The sequence below is a fragment of the Macrococcoides bohemicum genome (assembly GCF_016865215.1).
GTDB classification, from domain to species: Bacteria; Bacillota; Bacilli; order Staphylococcales; family Staphylococcaceae; genus Macrococcoides; species Macrococcoides bohemicum.
Genome location: NZ_CP054482.1, coordinates 1,753,520 through 1,774,165 on the forward strand (window position 1 = coordinate 1,753,520; position 20,646 = coordinate 1,774,165).

Here is a 20,646-nt window from a genome sequence, read left to right on the forward strand (position 1 = left end):
TATATTTTACTATAAATAAAATGTATAATAATTGAAAATGGAGGTATCAAATATGTATCAGACAATTGTCATAGGTGGTGGCCCTAGTGGATTGATGGCTGCAATCAGTGCGAGCGAAAACAATAACAAAGTCTTACTTATCGATAAAAAAGATCAGCTAGGTCGTAAATTACAAATATCCGGTGGTGGACGTTGTAATGTTACAAATAACGTCACTCATGAAGAACTGATTAAACATCTGCCTGGTAACGGTAAGTTTTTATATAGTGCATTTAATACGTTCGATAATTATGCCATCATCGAATATTTCGAAAATCTTGGTGTCGCGTTAAAAGAAGAAGATCATGGTCGTATGTTCCCTGTATCCAATAACGCAAAAGATGTCGTTAATGTACTTAAACAACAACTTATTAACAATAAGGTTGAAGTGAGAACAACGACTAAAGTTGAATCATTAATAACAGAAGAAGGTAAGATTAAAGGTGTGATGCTATCAGATAACATACCTGTTTATTCAGAAAATGTAATTATAGCAACAGGTGGCAAATCTGTACCGCATACCGGTTCAACAGGTGATGGATACGTATTTGCACAGCAAGCAGGACATACGATTACCGAGCTATTTCCTACCGAAGTACCGATTACTTCAAGTGAATCATTTATAAAATCAAAGATACTACAAGGACTTAGTCTGCAAAATGTCGGGTTAAGTGTACTGCGTAAAAATGGTAAACCACGCATTACCCATCAAATGGATATGTTATTTACGCATTTCGGAATTTCAGGGCCAGCAGCACTGCGCTGTTCACAATTTATCTATCACGAGCAAAAAAGTCAGAAGAAACAAGAGATACCGATGATGATTGATGTTTTTCCAGACATGACTATCGGTCAACTTACACAGCATATCGAAAAAATTATCAATGATAATAAAGATAAAGCGCTTAAGAATAGTTTAAAGGGATTGGTGCAGGAGCGTTATTTGCATTTTCTACTGGAACGTGCAGAAATTAATCTTGATGAAAATGGTCATCATATAAAAAAAGACAGTCTTAAGACATTTATAGCGCTGTTAAAAGGATTTACCTTTACTGTTAACGGTACATTATCGATTGATAAAGCATTTGTTACCGGTGGTGGTGTAACCATAAAAGAAATCGTACCAGCAACGATGCAGTCGAAAATACATGATAATCTGTATTTTTGTGGTGAAGTGTTAGACATACATGGCTATACGGGAGGCTATAATATAACGAGTGCACTTGTCACTGGTTATGTTGCCGGAATGAGCTGCAGATAAAACTAAATATAATGAAACAATGCCGGATACATAGAGTATCCGGCATTGTTGTTTTACATATTATTAAATGGAGCTCAACATTTATTCACTTAACATTGGTTCAATAACTGCCATGCCACCTTCTACATTCACAGCTTTATAGTCATTTGCTAATAAATATTGAGTAACATTCGCACTTCTTACTGCATGTGCACAAACGATATAATATTCTTTTTCACGATCTAAATTCTCCATCGCTTCAGGAATATCATTCATCGGAATATGCATCGCACCTTTGATCATACCTCGCTCTACTTCAAATTGTTCGCGCACATCAATAATGTTCATCGTTTCATTTGCTTTAATCTTTGCTACAAATGCTTCAGTTGAAATATCCATTATAACTCCTAGTTCGCCACAATATTGACTAATTTATTTGGTACTGCGATAACTTTGCGAATCGTCTTACCTTCAATTTGTGTTTTTATAGCATCCTGCTCAAGTGCAAATGCTTCTAATGCTTCTTTGTCAGTATCTTTTGCAACTTTCGCTTTAAGTTTCACTTTACCGTTTACCTGGATAACAATTTCTACTTCGTCGTCGACAAGTTTACTGTCATCATACGTTGGCCAAGCTTCATACGTAATTGTTCCATCGTGACCTAAAATTGACCAGATTTCTTCTGCAATATGCGGAGCAATTGGTGATAATAGCTTTACAAATCCTTCAACGTATTCACGACTTACAGCATCTTGTTTATTAACTTCATTGATAAATACCATCATTTGAGAAATTGCTGTATTAAATCCTAAAGTATTATAATCATCCGTTACTTTCTTCACTGTTTGGTGATAAACTTTTTCTAATGCTGGTGTTGCAGTATCTACAACTTTAGCAGCTAAAGTACCCTCTTCGGTAATAAACGCACGATATACACGGTCTAAGAATCGGCGAGCACCGTCTAATCCATTCGTACTCCATGCTATTGATGCATCAAGTGGTCCCATAAACATTTCGTAAAGTCTTAATGTATCTGCACCGTGACTTTCAACAACATCATCAGGGTTTACGACGTTTCCTTTAGATTTACTCATTTTTTCGTTACCCTCACCTAGAATCATCCCTTGGTTAAATAACTTCTGGAATGGTTCTTTCGTTGGGACTACGCCTAAGTCATATAACACTTTATGCCAGAAGCGCGCATATAATAAGTGAAGTACAGCATGCTCTGCCCCACCAATATATAAATCAACTGGTAACCAGTATTTTAATTTTTCAGGGTCAGCTAACGCTTCACTGTTATGTGGATCGATGTAACGTAAGTAGTACCAGCAAGAGCCTGCCCATTGCGGCATCGTATTTGTTTCGCGTCGACCTTTCATGCCTGTTACAGGATCTACCACATTAATAAATTCATCAATATTTGCAAGCGGAGATTCACCTGTACCTGATGGCATAATCTTATCCGTCTTCGGTAACATTAACGGTAACTCATCTTCTGGCACAGTCGTCATAGAACCGTCTTCCCAGATGATTACTGGAATCGGCTCACCCCAGTAACGTTGACGTGAGAATAACCAGTCACGTAATTTATAAGAAACTTTCTTCTCACCGATTTGTTTTTCTTCGAGCATTTCTATCACACGAGTGATAGCTTCTTCTTTATTTAAGCCATCTAATTCACCAGAATTGATATGTACACCGTCACCAGTGAATGCTTCTTTGTCGATATCTCCACCTTCAAGTACCGGTTTAATTGTTAATCCGAATTGTTTCGCAAATTCATAGTCTCGTTCATCGTGTGCGGGTACTGCCATGATCGCACCTGTTCCGTATGATGCTAATACGTAATCAGATATCCAGATCGGCATCGGTTCATTCGTAAATGGATTAATCGCATAGCCTCCTGTAAATACACCAGTCTTATCTTTCGCTAAGTCTGTTCGTTCTAAATCCGATTTACGGCTTGCCTGCTCCTGATATGCCTGAATCGCCACGCGTTGTTCATCAGTAGTGATTGATTCTACAAGTGTGTGTTCTGGTGATAATACAGCATAAGTTGCACCAAAAATAGTATCTGGACGTGTCGTAAACACTTTAAATGAAGCATCTTTCCGGTCTACTTTAAATTCAACTTCTGCACCTTCAGATTTACCAATCCAGTTTCGTTGCATATCTTTTAAAGATTCCGGCCAATCAAGAATGTCTAAATCTTCTAGTAAACGATCTGCATATTCAGTAATCTTAAGTACCCATTGACGCATCGGTTTACGGATAACAGGATGTCCACCGCGTTCCGACACACCATCAATCACTTCTTCATTAGAAAGTACTGTTCCTAATGCAGGACACCAGTTCACAGCAACTTCATCGACATAAGCTAATCCTTTTTTATACAGCTGGATAAAGATCCACTGCGTCCATTTATAATACTCAGGATCTGTCGTATTTACTTCACGATCCCAGTCATAACTGAAACCTAATTCCTGAATTTGACGTTTAAATGTTTCGATATTTTTCTTTGTAAATTCAGCAGGATCATTACCTGTATCAATCGCATATTGCTCAGCAGGTAATCCAAATGCGTCCCATCCCATTGGATGCAATACATTGTAGCCTTGCATACGTTTGAATCTCGACACGATATCTGTTGCTGTATAACCTTCTGGATGACCTACGTGAAGTCCAGCTCCTGATGGATAAGGGAACATATCTAATGCGTAAAATTTCGGTTTGTCCGATGTTTCTAAAGTTTTAAAAGTTTTATTTTCCTGCCAGTATTTTTGCCATTTCTTTTCTATCGTTTCATGCTGATAACTCATACTTATTCCTCCTTTTAATTAAAAAAGACAGTCATCCCTCAATAAAAGGGACGACTGTCATCTATGACAACCGCGGTACCACCCGCAATTCACTTTAAAGTGCAGCTTTATATATACAATTCAACACTAGCAAGTTCATAAGTAACAAATACCAGTTCACATCAACCACTGGTTTTCTAAAAAAATGTTCGCTTATTACTACTCTAGATACATATACTATAAAGTAGCTTTAAATCTTTTTCAAGTCTTTTTACTAAAAATAAAATACATCTCAATCAATTAATTTGAATTATGCAAATATTTTAAATTTTTAGTGTAAAATTAAAACTTCATCGTTCATGTAGTCTGTTTTATATTTTTATCGAATATTGACAGGAATATAAATCCGATTAAGACAAATCCGATCATCGTATAGAACATCATATGCATATTGTAAAGATCAACGATAACGCCACCTAAAACTGGTCCTATCGCTCTACCTAATGTTGCTGTGGAATTAACTATTCCTTGATATACACCAGTTCTCCCTTGTGGTGCCAGATCATTGGCAATGGTAGGAACTGCTGGCCAGACAAACATTTCTCCGATTGTCAATATAACCATTCCAATAATAAACATAGAGAAATCCTGTGCAAAACTCGTTACGATATATGAAATAATAAAAATAATCAAACCTGTCGCTATCTGCATCTTTATCTTTTCACTCATAAAATTAATCACCGGTTTAATCAGTGGCTGACCTGCTATGATTAATAAGCCATTGATGGCCCATAACAAGCTATATTGTTTAAGTGATATGCCAAGGTCTTGCGTATAACTTGAAATCGTAGACTGCCATTGTACATAGCCAATCCAGCATACACAATATGTAACACAAATGAGTATGAGTGCTGTAAAGCGATCCTTATCTTTAATATTGCTGACATCTTTCATTACATTACCACCCGTTTGGACAACACCAGCTGTTCGGTACCCAAAGAATGCGATAAAGAAAAATACGACATACAACAATAGATTTAGCATAAAAATATAATCGAAGCTTAGTTCAGCGATAAAGCCACCAAGTGCTGCCCCTAATGCCACCCCTATATTTTGGGATAAATAGATGGCATTAAATGTTTTACGTCCTCCTTGTGGCCATGCTGTACCAGCCATCGCATAAATAGAAGGAAATACGATACCTGACCCAAAACCTAAAATGACGAGCCACACGGCATACCATGGCCACCCATGTAAGAATAAAATACCGATTAAACTAAGCATGGAAATAACGATACCAATAAGTATCGAACGGTATCCACCGTATTTATCGAACATTGACCCACCTAACAAGTTGCCAAGCACAGAAGCACCTGAATTAAGCATCAATACTAATCCTGCTAAACTTAAACTTTTCCCAAGTTCATTATGTAAATAGATGGTATTAAGCGGCCACACTAAACTGGCACCTGTGACGTTAACTGCCATTCCGATGACAAGTAGCCATACGAGTTTTGGCATTTTCATAGAATCATCTACCTTTCTTAAAATTATTTTTTTCCGATTTTCTCTATTATATGTTAAAATCCATATGTTAAGAAAGAGGGAGACATAATGACACAATTTAAATATGCATTAGATTCAAAACTTTATCATACATGGAATTATCATTTAAGACAAAAATTCGGTACAAAAATATTTAAAGTCGCTTTAGAAGGCGGATTCGATTGCCCCAACCGAGACGGCACTGTAGCGTTTGGCGGTTGTACGTTCTGTTCTGCTGCGGGAAGCGGTGACTTTGCAGGTGAACGTGTAGACCCTATCCCTGTCCAATTCGAAAAAATAAAAAATAAAATGCACGAAAAATGGCATGACGGTAAATATATCGCCTATTTTCAGGCTTATACGAATACACATGCACCACTCGAAGTACTAAAAGAAAAATATGAAGCCGCATTAGCTCAACCTGGCGTTGTCGGATTATCTATTGCAACACGTCCTGACTGTCTGCCAGATGACGTCGTTGAATATTTAGCAGAATTAAATAAAAGAACATATCTCTGGGTTGAACTTGGACTACAAACCGTTCATGAAAAAACTTCTAACATTATCAATCGTGCACATGATATGCAGTGCTATTATGATGGTGTTGCGAAACTGCGTAAACATAATATTAATATTTGTACGCATATTATTAACGGATTACCGTTAGAGGATTACGACATGATGATGGAAACCGCGCAGACTGTTGCACAAATGGATGTACAAGGCATTAAGATTCATTTACTTCATCTATTAAAAGGCACACCAATGGTAAAACAATACGAAAAGGGTATGGTCGAATTTATGAGTCAGGAAGATTATGTGAAACTCGTTGCCGATCAGTTAGAAGTTTTACCGGAAGAGATGATCATACATCGTATCACAGGTGACGGACCAATTGACTTAATGATTGGACCGATGTGGAGTGTCAATAAATGGGAAGTATTAAACGGTATTGATGCTGAACTCAAAAAACGCAATAGTTATCAAGGTAAATTTTATAAGAAGGAAACAGTATAAATGAAAGCTTTAGGTATACTCCCCTTTGCACGTGCACTTATAACAAATTATATTGAATCAGGCGATATCGTTATCGATGCAACGTGTGGCAATGGAAACGATACTTTATTTTTAGCACAACTTTTGAATAATACAGGTCATATACACGCATTCGATATTCAGTCACAGGCAATTAACAATGCTAAAGAAAAAACTATGGGTTACCATAATATCAGTTATCATCAGACAGGTCATGAAAATGTGCTGGATGTGTTAAACCAAACTGTAAAACTTGCTATTTTTAATCTTGGTTATTTACCGAAAGGCGATAAAAGCATTGTAACGATACCAAAGACAACGATTCAGGCCATCGACAATATATATTCATTACTTGAAGTTGGAGGCATCATAATACTCGTCATCTATCCAGGACATCCTGAAGGGCAGGTTGAAAAAGATGCTGTCTTAGAATATCTTAAACAAATAAATCAAAATAAGGCACATATCTTTAAATATGAATTTATTAATCAGAAGAATAATCCACCATTTGTCGTAGGGATTGAAAAAAGATAAAAAAGCAAGTGGTTGTTTTTGAACAACCACTTGCTTTATTTTTGTTATAAACCACAAATTTCAAGTATATCATCAAATTGACGCTTCAACTTATCTTTTTTACCTTTTAAACAAGAACAAGCTGCATCTACTATCTTTTCTTTTTCAGGTAGACGATCCTCGTTGTAATAAATCATAACAGTACGTTCATCATCTGCCGGACGAACTTTCTTAATCCAGCCATTTGCTACTAAATTATTGTAGAAACGCGTTCTTTTATATGGCTTAATATCTAGAAATTTATCTAATTCTTTCATCGGCATCGGTCCTTTGTCCCAAAGGGCCACCATAACAATATATTCTTCTTTCGTTAAGTTAAATTCTGAAGATATCATTTCAAAAATTTCATCTATTTCTTTCTGTAAGTCATTCAATAGAACCATATCACTGACTTCATGTTTATCTTTTGACATTCATTCTCACCCTCTAAATTTGCAATATTTTATTCTATACCCACTTCCTCTGTAATCAATCCAATATAATTCATTCTATTGTTCATAAATGATTCGATATAGTATAAAACATTGTCCTTTTCAGGCTCATTGTGAAGTTCATGAAACAACGTACGCCAGTTTTTAATATATATTTCAGAAGACTTAATTTCCTGTGAAAATAATTTGATCTGATTGACATCTGCAATACGGTCTTGTTCTGAATACATTATTAGTACCGGGATATCATTGATTTTATGAATATTCTCCATCGTTTCCTTCATGCTTTCAATAATTGACTTGTACCAATTAAAACTTACTTTTTGGAGCATCAAAGGATCACTTTTCATTTCAGCGATAATTTCTATATCACGTGAGAAATCTTCTAAAGGAATATTCATATCAAACTTCGCATCCTTTGAAATAGAACTTAAACTTGATGCGAGGAAATTTTTACGTGTAGTAACAGTGTTCTGAAATCCAAATAAAGGTGAAATAAGTATCACACCTTCTAGTTTTATATTTACCTTTTCAAGTAAATTGACAGCGATTAAGCCACCTAATCCAACACCTAATAAAAATACCGGAAGATGATATTCTTCAGCAACCTCAATCCATTCCAATACTTTCTCACGATATTCATGGAAATTTTCGATATGTCCTCTATTTACACGGGAAGTTTGTCCTTGCCCCGGTAAATCTCCCATAATTACATGATAGCCATCATGTCTTAAATGTGTGATAAACCATGCATATCTACCATGATGCTCTAATATATTATGTACAATTACAACTATTCCTTTTGGTGCCTTTTCAGTTTCCCATTTCCACATAATGATACTCCTTTAATAATTTCTTTATCCGTCTTTTTAATGATATTATTATTATATCAAAACTTATGAAAGGTGGTTACAATATGTTATATGAATATGATGGTATGTATCCTGAAATTGATGACAGTGCATTTATCGCACCGAATGCAGTGATAACTGGCGATGTAAAAATCGCAAAAGATGCTTCAATCTGGTACGGTACAGTTATTCGAGGAGATGTCAGTCCAGTCATTATTGGAGAACATTCAAATGTACAGGATTTATGCTGTCTCCATCAATCACCGGATGCACCGCTTATCATCGAAGATAATGTAACAGTCGGACATCGCGTCACGCTACATTCAAGTATTATTCGCACAGGTGCATTAGTAGGAATGGATTCTACAGTACTCGATGGAGCAGAAATTGGTGAGGGTGCATTTTTAGGAGCAGGTTCATTGCTCACTCAAGGTAAAAAGATTCCACCAGGTATGCTAGCTATGGGCAGACCAGCAAAAGTAGTAAGAGCTTTAACAGAAGAAGATAAACAAGATATGGCACGCATCCAGCAGGAGTATGCTGATAAAGCAAAAGTATATAAAGCGATGCATAAAACTCATAAACCATAAAAAGGTGAAGCTTGATGGCTTCACCTTTTTATAGTTTATGCAATTCCAAATTTTTTATGCATGAATGGTAATCCAGCGATGATATAACTAAATACGAACTCATAGAACATTGAGAAGAAATTAGCAAAGAAATATGTGAATGTATGACTAATTACAGCACCCATACCTTCAGCAGCAAAAGCAAAGTTTGCATCAATTGCACTATCGACTAAGTTTAATAAAATAATTACAATTCCCATTAACCACGCTTTTTTCGTTACCATTGCAACAATTACAGCGATAATTGTAATAACAATCGGTTCAAAAACGAATAATTGGAAAAATGGATCTAATCCACCGAAAATATAATACGCCATATCTTTAAACATATAGACACCTCTTCATTGATATACTTTATAATTCACTTTTTATTCTATCACTGAAAAGGTGCTCTCAATATTAAGATTATTTAAAGATTGCTTGAATACATTTACAAAGAATTTACAAATGGCTTGTTACGTTGTTTTAGAACCACGTAATTACTTCGTCAACAGACCTTCTAGATTTTTCCTGTCGGGGGTCAAACTTTCGATAACCAAACGAAACCATAACAGAAATACTTTCATGCTGATCATCGATGATACCCGCTTCTACTAAAATAGCATTTACCTTATGATAATCAAATCCTTCTATCGGACATGAATCAATACCTATTTGTGCTGCAGCAGTCATCATGTTCCCAAGCGCAATATATGTCTGTTTACTTGACCAGTCAAATAGTGCACGCTCTGAATCTACCACTTCGATATGTTCTGTCTGAAATTCTTTATAGATCGATAGCATACGCTTTAATTTATCTTCATCCGGTTGACGTTGTTTAAAATGCTCAATAAAATAATCCGAATCATAACGTACATCCTTTCGTGCTAAGATTAATACGAAATGACTTGCGGTCGCCAGTTGTTTCTTTGCACCCCAGGCTACATCGCTAATCTTATTCTTTATTTCTTCATTCTCCAATACAACAAATCTCCACGGCTCTAATCCCACTGAAGATGGGCTAAGTCTTGCCACATCCAGAATAAAATCCATATCCTCTTTAGGAATTTTCACTTCATTATATTGTCTAGTAGCATGTCTAAAATGATGTGCTTTTAATATTTCTTCCTTGATTATTGATTTTTCCATCATTGTCACCTCTAACATTATATATACAACACCTATATATAAAATCAAAATAAAAAGACTCAACTGAGTCTTTTCATTTAATGCTTTTGTGTTAATGCAAAATAGTTACCTTCAAAATCTGAGAAGTTGATTTCAAACTGCATCACTTCGGTCCAGAACTTAACCGCCTGCGCCTGATCGTTAGCATAAAGCATCACATTTTGTAATTTCATCTGTTTCTCCCTCTTTTTTCTCAATTATAAATCATACATAAAGAAATCTCTCTTATAAATATAAGAGAGATTAAAAAATTATTGTTGTGTTTCAATCTGAAGTTTCTTCCAGTAGTAGTATCCATAGACACTGTTGATTAAGAATCCAATCCACATCACTACCATTGTAACACCTGTCGCATCAATAGCACCAGTATGCATCATTTTTCTAACCCATAGCGTGATAGATACGATATTAACAACAATCCAGAAGAACCATTGCTCTTTAAATCGAAGTGACATCAATACTTGACCTGTTAAATTTAAACTGACATTTAATGCATCAAGAAATGGTTGCCCTGATTTAATACTTTCAAGATATTTTGCAAATGCGAAGTAAAAAGCTCCGCCAAGCAATAAAGTAATCGCCCATTGTATGGCTGTTAAACCTTTCGTATCAACTTCCTGAACTTCAACTTTAGGTGTGCTTAACGTGTGCATATTGCGAATCCATGCATATAAACCGATAAACTGGAATACACCAAATACAACTTGTAAGTATACTTCACCCATTAAATTTGCCTGATAACTGATCCAGCCATATGTAATCACCTGAATTAAACCATAGAGGAACGTACTTAAACGACCTTTTGCGCTCATAATCACACACAGGATACCAGAAATACTTGCAATAACGTTAATCCAGTCAATTTCCTTCGTTTTGATAAAGAAATATACAAGAATAGCAACTTGCGCTAATAAAAATAATCCAAAGAATACTTTTTCATATTTCGTAAATCCTCTAAAATCTTTTATTAAAAACATATCTCATCTCCTTAGTTATCTTTGCCGTCTGCTAAAATTTCATCTACCAGACGATGTGCCTCTTCATATTTTTCCTGGAAGCTATGCCCTTTAAGTACAACCATCTTATCTTCCAGTCCTTGATATTTAATTTCATCCAGGAACATCTGGTGCATATCAAGACGTGCTTTCTGATCTGCCATACTCATATCACGGAAACCATCATCGACATATTGCGTCGTAGGAGGTAATACGATGATTAATGCCCACGTCTGTAAAGAAATATAATAATCAAAGACCGGTGCAATTTTCTCGTAATCTTCTGGTGGTGCATATAATTTTGTATAAAGTTTAGTTGTCATCACGTCAGTATCCGCAAAGAATACTTTACGTGTACCTGGCGAATGAATATGTTTACGATTCAGTTCAAACTGACCAATTCCAATTGCATGTAAGTCTTTAATGTCGAGTTCATCATCACGTACTTGACGTATTGTCTGATATTCTCTCGAATATTCTAATGAATACGATGTTGAATAACGGCGTGCTAAATCTCGTACGAGTGTTGTTTTTCCAGTACTTGCCGTTCCGATAATCAATATATTCTGTACAAAGAAACGTCTAAACGGGCGCGTTACAAAATCCCAGTTTAATATTGGATTCTCGCGAATAGAAGTTCCACTTATACCAGTGATACGACGATCCACTTTCGTAATCTGAACGTCGCTAGATTTGAACACACCTTTAAAATATTCATCAAGCGGCTGAATATACTCTTCTTCGCCAACATAAAATGTTACGGATTGCATCGCATAGTTATTTTCTGTTGCTGCAGTTTCAATCTTTTCCTGAAGTAAAGTAAGCCATGGTTTCCAACCGTCAGGATAACGCGGAATATTAGTTTCATCCAATGTTAACACAGTAACATTCGTGTCATCCTTTAATAATTCACGCATTGCTTTGACACGGTTTGTTAAACTCATACCAGCTAAATCACCACGATCACCATCATACCCAGAAACAATTACTAACGCATGCGCATTTTCACGTTTCGCCCTAATAATCTGTTCCAGATGTCCGACATGACACGGTGCGAACGTCCCGAAATAAATTCCTAAATCTCTCATCTGCCTTACCCCTTTTATGTAAATTAATATCATTATAACAATTATACGATAATTATCTATCATATTATTATTTACAATTTCTATATAAACAATTTACATATAATTCACTGGTTCTTCATATTCAAAGTTTAAACTGAATTTAAATATGAAGGAGGCGCGTTATGAAATTTATAAAAAAATTAATTATCGTATTATCAATCTTTTTAGCTTTACCCCATTTTATAGAAATTAGTAACGAACCTATCGAAAAAAAAATTAGTAGCAGATATGAAGAAAGCTCAGTCAATTGACTAAGCTTTTTTCTTTGATTAAAAAGTGAATTTTTTGTGAATTTTGTGTTAAATGATACTTTAATTTTTATAAATATTTAAATTTTCCTTTGACCTTTAAAAGCGTTTTCATTATGATTATTCTATTAGGGGATTGTAATCAGATGATTACTATAATTAAGGAGGAACAATAGATGGGATTATCAAGAGATTTTTTTATTGCTTTAAGTGAGAACGCAACTTTAAATGAAGCTGCAAAAAAGTATGGTTTAGCATTAGGTGCTAACAAGGTTGTTGCTGGAACTGATGTTGAAACAACAATCGAATCAATTCGTGCATTAAATGCTCAAAACATTTCTGCAACTGTTGATAATTTAGGTGAATTTGTTTTCTCTAAAGAAGAAGCAACTGCAGCAAAAAACAACATTTTAACGATGATTCAGGCATTATTTGATGCTGGTGTAGATGCACATATGTCTATCAAGCTGACACAAATTGGATTAGACGTTGATCCAGAATTCTGTTACGAAAATTTACGCGAAATTCTTTTAAAAGCCCATGAGTGTGGCAACATGCATATCAATATGGATACTGAAGACTACAATCATACAGTTCAAACTTTTGAAATGTTAGATCGTTTAAAAGGTGAATTTAAAAATGTTGGTACAGTAATTCAAGCTTACTTATTCCGTGCTACTGAAGAAATCGAGAAATATAAAGATGTACGTTTACGTTTAGTAAAAGGTGCTTATAAAGAAGATGCATCTGTTGCTTACCAATCTAAAGAAGATATTGATGCAAACTACATCAAAATTATCGAACAACGTTTATTAAACGCTAAAGCAATGACTTCAATTGCAACACACGATCATAACATTATCGATCACGTGAAGAAGTTTATCGCGCAACATAACTTAAACAATGACTTAATCGAATTCCAGATGTTATATGGATTCCGTTCTGAGTTACAAGTTGAAATCGCAAACTCTGGTTACAACTTCTGTACTTATGTTCCTTATGGTGAAGACTGGTACGGTTACTTTATGAGACGTTTAGCTGAACGCCCACAAAACTTACAATTAGTTTATAAATCAATCGTTACACCTCAGGTAGAGCGTGGTGCGATTGTTGCTGGATCAGCTTTAGCTGGACTTGTAGTTTTAAGAAAATTATTAAAGAAATAATAGTTTGAAGACCGTGAACAAATTGTGTTCACGGTCTTTTTTGTTTTTGTTATTTTGAAATTGGGGTTTCACCAATTTCGGGCGAGATTTCGGTCGTGAAATTGGGGTTTCACCAATTTCACACTAGATAGATTCAACCATCTTATTAAGATTTGCCATCTCTATAGCACCGATTGCCGCTTCTCCACCTTTATTTCCTGCTTTAGTACCAGCTCTTTCAATTGCCTGTTCGATTGTTTCTGTTGTAACTACACCAAAAATTACTGGGGTACCATATTCTCCTGCTTTAGCAATACCTTTTGCTGCTTCATTACATACGTAATCATAGTGTGTTGTCGCACCTCTTATCACACAACCTAAAGTAATAATAGCATCATACTTTTTCTTTTGTGCGAGTTTACTTGCGATAAATGGTAATTCAAACGCGCCTGGTACTAAGAAAGTATCAATTCTCTCACTTTCTACGCCATGTCTTTCTAACGTATCAACTGCACCTTCTGTTAATCGGTCTGTTATAAAATGATTAAATCTTGATGTAACAACTGCAATCTTTAAGCCTTGTCCTGTTAATTGTGCACTATAGTTCATATTAATTTCTCCTCCAGTAAATGTCCTAATTTTTCTTTTTTCGTTTCAAGATAATGTTTATTTATTGCATTGCTTTGAAATTGATGTGGAATTCTTGTTTCAACTTCTATGCCGTATTGCTTTAATCCGTTAATCTTTCCTGGATTATTTGACATCAGGTTGACTTTACTTACACCTAAATCCTTTAATATTGAAGCAGCCACAGCATAATCCCGCATATCACTATCAAATCCTAATGCATGGTTTGCTTCAACTGTATCAAGTCCTTGTTCAATCTTTTCGTATGCTTTTAGTTTATTGATCAGTCCGATGCCGCGGCCTTCTTGTCGTAAATAGATTAAAATACCGCCATTTTCTTCAATATGCTGCATGCCTTTTTCTAGTTGTATCCCACAGTCACATCGTTTACTATGAAATACATCTCCTGTCAGACATTCTGAATGTATTCGAATATCTGGAATACCTTTATAGTCTTTAACATACACAACATGTTCTTTATCGCTATAAAGTTCACTAAACCCATACATCGTAAATTCACCAAATTCAGTTGGCATATTCACTTTAGCTTCGCGTGTTACGAGAGGCTTTTCGCATTTTATATACTCAACTAGATCGGCAATAGTAATCATCTTCAATCGATGCTCTGCTTTATATTTCACTAAATCGTCTCTGCGTGCCATCGTTCCGTCATCTTTAATTATTTCACAGATAACACCTGTCTCACTTGCACCGCATAGTTTCGCTAAATCTACACATGCTTCTGTATGCCCAACACGTTCAAGCACCCCGTTTGGTTTAGCAATTAACGGGAATACATGTCCCGGTTGATTGAAGTCACTCAATGTAACGTTTGTGTCCGTCAATGCTTTCACCGTACAATATCTTTCAAATGCACTGATTCCTGTAGTTGTTGAAGCATGGTCGATACTGATGGTAAATGCGGTTTTATTTGGATCCTGATTATTATGCGTCATCGGCTGCAAATTCAAGCGTTCATTTAACGCTGTAGATATAGGCGCGCAAACCAATCCACGTGCATGTGTAATCATAAAGTTTATCGTATCTTCAGTTATAAAGTCTGTTATCGCTACAAGGTCGCCTTCATTTTCACGATTTTCATTGTCAACCACGATAATTGGCTTACCTGCCTTTAAATCTTCTAATGCACTTTTAAGAGTATCAAACATTACAACATCATCTCCAATTTCGATAAAGAAAGACCACTTTCTTCTTGTTTACTGTTCAATATATATTTTCCTAACATATCGAATTCAATATGTACTTTATCACCTGGTTTAAGTTCTGAAAGCATCGTGCTTCTTACCGTTTCAGGTATGATATTCAGCTCAACGCTATGATCTAATTTAAAAATCGTTAAAGATATACCGTTAACTGCAATCGAGCCTTTCGGAATAACAAATTTGCGAAATTCATTTGGAAGTCTGAGCTTTAACTGCATTGTCTTTTCCCTGTGATTAACGCTTTCTACAATGAGACTCGTATCGACATGGCCAGTTACAAAGTGACCGCCAAGCCTTGTTGTCGGTAATAATGCACGTTCTAAATTTACTTTCGTACCTTGCTTCATATTTCGAAACAACGTAATAGCACTCGTATCTTCTAATATATCCACATTGAAGCTCGAATGATTAAAGGCAGTGACTGTAAGACATACACCGTTCACACTGATAGAATCACCAATGTGCATGTCTTCAATAATACGATTACAATCTATCGTCATAAAGGTAGTATCTCCCTGCTTTTTCAGTTGAGCTATGACACCAACTTCTTCAATGATGCCTGTAAACATCAACATCATCCTTTCTGTAAATCAGTAATACATCCTGGTCGAAAGTCTTAACAGAGACAAGAGAAAGGTCAGTAATTTCTGACATTTGTGAAGGTTGATCAGTTGTTAAAAACTGATGCTTTGAGGATCCACCTAAAATTTTCGGGGCAATATACTGGTGTATTTCATCAAAAGTTCTGGCAGATACAAACGCACGCATCGTCTGCATACCGCCTTCTATAATTATGCGGTTAATTTTATGTTTATATAAGGCTTCTAAAATGGTTTCAGGATGTAGATCAGTGAGTACGATTACGGTAACACCATCAATCGACTGTTCAGTTGTCGTCACAACGATTAAACGTGATTTGTCATAATCATTATTATCTTTGTCATTTATTTCGAATAATCCATTAGAAATAACGACTTTCCTGATCCATTTATCTCTATAATTTCTACTATCAAGTGTTGGCTGGTCATGTTTATATGTATTGTAGCCTACAAGTATGGCATCACTGGTATAACGCACACAGTGTGCATGATTTCTTGATGCTTCATTAGTAATCCACTTACTAACGTCATCATCATCTGCTGTCTTACCGTCGAGTGTCACACCCATTTTCAGTATCGTATAAGGTAACTTACGTAGCTTTGCTTTAAAGAACGGCTGATAATAGTCATCGATTTCACTGATATACAGTTGGTCTACAACGATTCCGTGCGCTTTCATAGCATCAATACCTGAATGCAGCGATTTATCTTGCACAGCATATACCACTCGCTTTATACCACTATCGATAATCTTTTGTGTGCATGGTGGCGTCTTACCAAAATGACTGCAGGGTTCGAGCGTACAGTAAAGCGTGGCTCCAATTGCATGTCGTCCTGCCATATTCAGTGCATTCACTTCTGCGTGTGCTTCACCTTCCGTAAGATGTGCACCAATACCTACAATTCTATTATCTTTCACTACAATACAACCTACAGCAGGATTACTGCCTGTCTGACCATCCGTCCATTTAACAAGTTCAAATGCTTTATCTAAATACAAGTTATTATTCATCTCCTATAAAAAAATGCCCAAATCAAAAGATTTGGGCATTTGTATTTTAGGTTCAATAAATAAGACCATGATAATAGTATTTGCAGAATTTATACATCAACAAATAAACCATCACAATGGCACCTTATTCTTTCTCCCATCCAGACTATACTGTCGGTTTCTGAGTTTCACAGAATCAGCATCAAATATATATTATCAGCTCACGGACTATCACCGCCGGTTGGGAATTTCACCCTGCCCCGAAAGAATAGTTATTAACTTGTCTGTCAATTAAGACAATTTCATCATAGCGAAGATTGTATAAAAAATCAATGCAAATAATATATTTCATTTAAAATTGTATAGAGGGTGAGACATAAGTCTTAGCGCTCTTCTGTTTAACAGCTTAAACGGCAGAACACTTCTGCCCCAGTCTCTGGTATTATAATTTAAATTGATTATTCACAATCACTTTACCGTTATGGATTACTTTTTCTGCATGGTTCACACCATAATGATAAGGGATATATTCATGATTCTTTGCATGCCAGATGACTAGATTAGCTGCGTCACCAGTATCTATCGTACCTGCGTCAACACCCATTGCTTTCGCCGCATTAACAGTTACTGCATTCCAGATTTCTTTCGGTGATAACTTCAACTTAAGTGCTGCTATACTCATTACCATCTGTAAATTACTAGTTACGCAACTTCCCGGATTATAATCCGTTGCAATCGCAATTGCTCCATTGTTGTCTAACATGCCTCGAGCATCTGCGTATTCTTCTTTATTTAAATAAAAAGTTGTTCCTGGTAATAATACAGCTACTGTATCACTGTCTGCTAACATCTGCTTACCTTTTTCGCTCGCTGCAACAAGGTGATCAGCACTAATTGCTTCTTCTTCTATTGCTAACTCTAATCCACCTAATGGGTCGATTTCATCTGCATGAATTTTAACAGGTAAACCAGCCGATTTTGCTGCCTGCATATATTTACGAGACTGATCTATTGTAAATACACCTGTCTCACAGAAAATATCAGCAAAATCTGCAATATCCTTAACTTCCTGTAAATCTTTAATACATTCATCAATAAATGTTTCACTATCTTTATCTTTTGGTACTGCGTGCGGCCCAAGATATGTATGTTTCATATTGATGCCGTATTTCTCCTGAAGACGTTTAGATACACGCAGTTGCTTTAACTCATGTTCTAAAGATAAGCCATATCCACTCTTGCTTTCTACACTTAATACACCGTGATGAATCATTCGGAGTAATTCATGCTCAGCTTTCTCGAACAGTTCTTCTTCAGATGCTTCACGCGTAGCTTTCACAGTTGAATGAATACCGCCACCTTGTTCTAAAATTTCAAGATATGAAACACCTTGACGCTTTAAACTCATCTCATGTTCACGAGAACCACCGTGTACTAAATGTGTATGCGCATCAACAAGTGCAGGAGATACAGTTTTATTCGTTCCATCGATCGTCTCATTAGCCTCAAAGTCTTCACTAAATTCACCGGCGTATACAATCTTGCCATCCTTTATCACAACCGTACCATTTTCTATCACATTCAGTTCTGCAAGTTCAGCACCTTTAAGTGGCTTTTCTGTTTTCTTCGGTAAGATCAGTTCACTAATATTCTGAATGATAATATCGTTCATTTTCTACATCCTTTCAAATATATATTGATATCTTAATATCTGTATTGTACTATTTTATTTTTCTAACATCGGTACGTTGATACCTTTTTCTTTAGCAACTTCAATCGCAATATCGTATCCTGCATCAACGTGTCTCACTACACCCATACCTGGATCAGTTGTTAACACACGTTGTAATCTTTCTTCAGCATTCTTCGTACCATCTGCAACGACAACCATTCCTGCATGTAATGAATAACCCATACCAACACCCCCACCATGATGGAATGAAATCCATGATCCACCTGCTGCAGTGTTAATTAATGCGTTCAATACTGCCCAGTCACCAACTGCATCACTACCATCCTGCATGCTTTCAGTTTCACGGTTTGGACTTGCAACACTACCTGCATCTAAATGGTCACGACCGATTACGATTGGTGCAGAAATTTCACCTGTCTCAACAAGTTTATTTAATGCTAAGCCCATTTTAGCGCGTTCACCATAGCCAAGCCAAGCGATACGAGAAGGTAATCCCTGGAACGCAATCTTCTCACTAGCTAAATCTAACCAGCGCATCAATTTCTTATTATCCGGGAATAATTTTCGCATCTCTTCATCTGCACGCTCAATATCTTTAGGATCACCACTTAATGCTGCGAAACGGAAAGGTCCTTTACCTTCACAGAATAGCGGGCGAATATAAGCAGGAACGAATCCAGGGAAGCTGAATGCATCTTTAACTCCTTCATCAAAAGCAACTTGTCGAATATTGTTTCCATAATCGAATGTTACCGCACCACGATTTTTGTATTCAAGCATGTATTCCACGTGTTTCGCCATCGATTTCTTCGCTAAACGCACAATTTCTTCAGGATTTGTCTTACGTAACTCAATTGTTTCTTCCAGTGAATATTCAACAGGCACGTAACCATTTAATGGATCATGTGCTGACGTTTGGTCAGTTACAATATCAACTTTGAAATCTTTTTCGAGTAATGCTTTATATACATCAACAGCGTTTCCTACTAAACCGATAGATAACGCTTCCCCTTTTTCTTTCGCTTCATTCGCTAAACGAATAGCTTCATCTATGTCATGTGTCTTAACATCACAGTAACGTGTTTCGATACGCTTATCGATACGTGATTCATCCACATCGATACCGATAACAACACCACCGTTCATCGTTACTGATAAAGGTTGCGCACCACCCATACCACCAAGACCTGCTGTTAATGTGATCGTACCTTTTAAATCACCATTAAAATGCTGGTTTGCAAGTTCACCAAACGTTTCATAAGTTCCTTGAACAATCCCTTGAGAACCAATGTAAATCCAGCTACCTGCAGTCATCTGACCGTACATCATTAAACCTTTCTTATCCAATTCATTGAAATGTTCCCAATTTGCCCATTTAGGTACTAATACTGAGTTTGATAACAGGACACGTGGTGCCTGATCGTGTGTTTTAAACACTGCGACAGGTTTACCAGACTGCACAAGTAATGTTTCATCCTTTTCTAAGTTGCGTAAGCTTTCAACGATTGCGTCAAAACTTTCCCAGTTACGTGCCGCTTTACCGATACCACCGTATACAACTAAATTCTCTGGATGTTCTGCTACTTCTGGATCTAAATTATTATATAACATACGAAGAACAGCTTCCTGCTCCCATCCTTTACATTCAATCTCTAAACCTTTCTTTGCTCTAATATTTCTCATTTTT

At 36.2% G+C, this 20,646-nt stretch carries 22 protein-coding genes and 1 riboswitch; of the genes, 6 read left to right on the forward strand and 16 right to left on the reverse strand.

The features are described from left to right. Positions 1 to 52: 52 nt before the first annotated feature. Positions 53 to 1,300 carry a BaiN/RdsA family NAD(P)/FAD-dependent oxidoreductase gene (locus HT586_RS09040; protein ID WP_096076106.1) on the forward strand — a complete coding sequence of 416 codons (1,248 nt, stop codon included), beginning with the start codon at positions 53 to 55 and terminating at the stop codon, positions 1,298 to 1,300. Between the two features lie 81 nt (positions 1,301 to 1,381). Here HT586_RS09040 and HT586_RS09045 read toward each other — a convergent pair whose 3' ends face one another. From HT586_RS09045 to HT586_RS09055, 3 genes are all read right to left on the reverse strand, one after another. Continuing rightward, positions 1,382 to 1,678, reverse strand: a complete 297-nt coding sequence (locus HT586_RS09045) for a rhodanese-like domain-containing protein (protein ID WP_203545643.1) — start codon at positions 1,676 to 1,678, stop codon at positions 1,382 to 1,384. Between the two features lie 8 nt (positions 1,679 to 1,686). Further along, a complete protein-coding gene (leuS, locus tag HT586_RS09050) occupies positions 1,687 to 4,101 on the reverse strand; it encodes a leucine--tRNA ligase (protein ID WP_203545644.1) in 2,415 nt (804 codons plus the stop codon). A 336-nt stretch (positions 4,102 to 4,437) separates the two neighbouring features. Continuing rightward, entirely contained in the window at positions 4,438 to 5,607 is a 1,170-nt protein-coding gene (locus HT586_RS09055; RefSeq protein WP_203545645.1) for an MDR family MFS transporter, read from the reverse strand. Positions 5,608 to 5,694: 87 nt separating this feature from the next. Here HT586_RS09055 and mnmL point away from each other — a divergent pair, with 87 nt between their 5' ends. Then, complete coding sequence (mnmL, locus tag HT586_RS09060) at positions 5,695 to 6,642, forward strand: tRNA modification radical SAM protein MnmL/YtqA (protein ID WP_203545646.1); 948 nt, start codon at positions 5,695 to 5,697, stop codon at positions 6,640 to 6,642. After that, positions 6,643 to 7,194, forward strand: coding sequence for a tRNA 5-(aminomethyl)-2-thiouridylate-methyltransferase MnmM (mnmM, locus tag HT586_RS09065; protein ID WP_203545647.1), 552 nt, complete (start codon positions 6,643 to 6,645; stop codon positions 7,192 to 7,194). It abuts the gene before it with no gap. Positions 7,195 to 7,238: 44 nt separating this feature from the next. Here the strand turns inward: mnmM and HT586_RS09070 are convergent, their stop codons facing one another. Both HT586_RS09070 and HT586_RS09075 read right to left on the reverse strand, forming a co-directional pair. Then, positions 7,239 to 7,646 carry a transcriptional regulator, SarA/Rot family gene (locus tag HT586_RS09070; protein WP_096076100.1) on the reverse strand — a complete coding sequence of 136 codons (408 nt, stop codon included), beginning with the start codon at positions 7,644 to 7,646 and terminating at the stop codon, positions 7,239 to 7,241. Between the two features lie 29 nt (positions 7,647 to 7,675). After that, complete coding sequence (locus HT586_RS09075) at positions 7,676 to 8,497, reverse strand: alpha/beta fold hydrolase (RefSeq protein ID WP_203545648.1); 822 nt, start codon at positions 8,495 to 8,497, stop codon at positions 7,676 to 7,678. A gap of 83 nt (positions 8,498 to 8,580) precedes the next feature. Here HT586_RS09075 and HT586_RS09080 point away from each other — a divergent pair, with 83 nt between their 5' ends. Beyond that, complete coding sequence (locus HT586_RS09080) at positions 8,581 to 9,105, forward strand: gamma carbonic anhydrase (protein ID WP_203545649.1); 525 nt, start codon at positions 8,581 to 8,583, stop codon at positions 9,103 to 9,105. 35 nt (positions 9,106 to 9,140) lie between these two features. Here HT586_RS09080 and HT586_RS09085 read toward each other — a convergent pair whose 3' ends face one another. The 5 genes from HT586_RS09085 to HT586_RS09100 form a co-directional block, all read right to left on the reverse strand. Further along, positions 9,141 to 9,473 (reverse strand): hypothetical protein, encoded by a 333-nt coding sequence (locus HT586_RS09085; RefSeq protein ID WP_096076097.1) that lies wholly within the window; start codon positions 9,471 to 9,473, stop codon positions 9,141 to 9,143. 136 nt (positions 9,474 to 9,609) lie between these two features. Then, entirely contained in the window at positions 9,610 to 10,275 is a 666-nt protein-coding gene (locus HT586_RS09090; protein ID WP_407943973.1) for an NAD(P)H-dependent oxidoreductase, read from the reverse strand. 74 nt (positions 10,276 to 10,349) lie between these two features. Next, positions 10,350 to 10,484, reverse strand: coding sequence for a hypothetical protein (locus HT586_RS12530; protein WP_269152331.1), 135 nt, complete (start codon positions 10,482 to 10,484; stop codon positions 10,350 to 10,352). A 78-nt stretch (positions 10,485 to 10,562) separates the two neighbouring features. Beyond that, the gene (pnuC, locus tag HT586_RS09095; protein ID WP_111744608.1) at positions 10,563 to 11,288 is read right to left on the reverse strand and encodes a nicotinamide riboside transporter PnuC; all 726 of its coding nucleotides are present in this window, start codon (positions 11,286 to 11,288) and stop codon (positions 10,563 to 10,565) included. 11 nt (positions 11,289 to 11,299) lie between these two features. Further along, positions 11,300 to 12,394 carry an AAA family ATPase gene (locus HT586_RS09100; protein WP_203545650.1) on the reverse strand — a complete coding sequence of 365 codons (1,095 nt, stop codon included), beginning with the start codon at positions 12,392 to 12,394 and terminating at the stop codon, positions 11,300 to 11,302. Positions 12,395 to 12,555: 161 nt separating this feature from the next. Here HT586_RS09100 and HT586_RS12535 point away from each other — a divergent pair, with 161 nt between their 5' ends. Continuing rightward, positions 12,556 to 12,684 (forward strand): hypothetical protein, encoded by a 129-nt coding sequence (locus HT586_RS12535; RefSeq protein ID WP_269152332.1) that lies wholly within the window; start codon positions 12,556 to 12,558, stop codon positions 12,682 to 12,684. 173 nt (positions 12,685 to 12,857) lie between these two features. Next, positions 12,858 to 13,847 (forward strand): proline dehydrogenase family protein, encoded by a 990-nt coding sequence (locus HT586_RS09105; RefSeq protein ID WP_096076093.1) that lies wholly within the window; start codon positions 12,858 to 12,860, stop codon positions 13,845 to 13,847. 123 nt (positions 13,848 to 13,970) lie between these two features. Here the strand turns inward: HT586_RS09105 and ribH are convergent, their stop codons facing one another. The 6 genes from ribH to hutU form a co-directional block, all read right to left on the reverse strand. Further along, entirely contained in the window at positions 13,971 to 14,435 is a 465-nt protein-coding gene (gene ribH / locus HT586_RS09110) for a 6,7-dimethyl-8-ribityllumazine synthase (protein WP_203545651.1), read from the reverse strand. Beyond that, positions 14,432 to 15,622, reverse strand: coding sequence for a 3,4-dihydroxy-2-butanone-4-phosphate synthase (ribB, locus tag HT586_RS09115; RefSeq protein WP_203545652.1), 1,191 nt, complete (start codon positions 15,620 to 15,622; stop codon positions 14,432 to 14,434). Before ribB ends, ribH begins: the two co-directional genes overlap by 4 nt. Then, positions 15,622 to 16,245 carry a riboflavin synthase gene (locus HT586_RS09120; protein ID WP_203545653.1) on the reverse strand — a complete coding sequence of 208 codons (624 nt, stop codon included), beginning with the start codon at positions 16,243 to 16,245 and terminating at the stop codon, positions 15,622 to 15,624. Before HT586_RS09120 ends, ribB begins: the two co-directional genes overlap by 1 nt. Next, positions 16,226 to 17,275, reverse strand: a complete 1,050-nt coding sequence (gene ribD / locus HT586_RS09125; protein WP_203545654.1) for a bifunctional diaminohydroxyphosphoribosylaminopyrimidine deaminase/5-amino-6-(5-phosphoribosylamino)uracil reductase RibD — start codon at positions 17,273 to 17,275, stop codon at positions 16,226 to 16,228. Before ribD ends, HT586_RS09120 begins: the two co-directional genes overlap by 20 nt. A gap of 136 nt (positions 17,276 to 17,411) precedes the next feature. Beyond that, positions 17,412 to 17,538: riboswitch (FMN riboswitch) on the reverse strand. Between the two features lie 170 nt (positions 17,539 to 17,708). After that, entirely contained in the window at positions 17,709 to 18,938 is a 1,230-nt protein-coding gene (gene hutI / locus HT586_RS09130) for an imidazolonepropionase (protein ID WP_203545655.1), read from the reverse strand. A 54-nt stretch (positions 18,939 to 18,992) separates the two neighbouring features. After that, positions 18,993 to 20,642, reverse strand: coding sequence for a urocanate hydratase (gene hutU, locus HT586_RS09135; protein WP_188017542.1), 1,650 nt, complete (start codon positions 20,640 to 20,642; stop codon positions 18,993 to 18,995). Positions 20,643 to 20,646 lie beyond the last annotated feature (4 nt).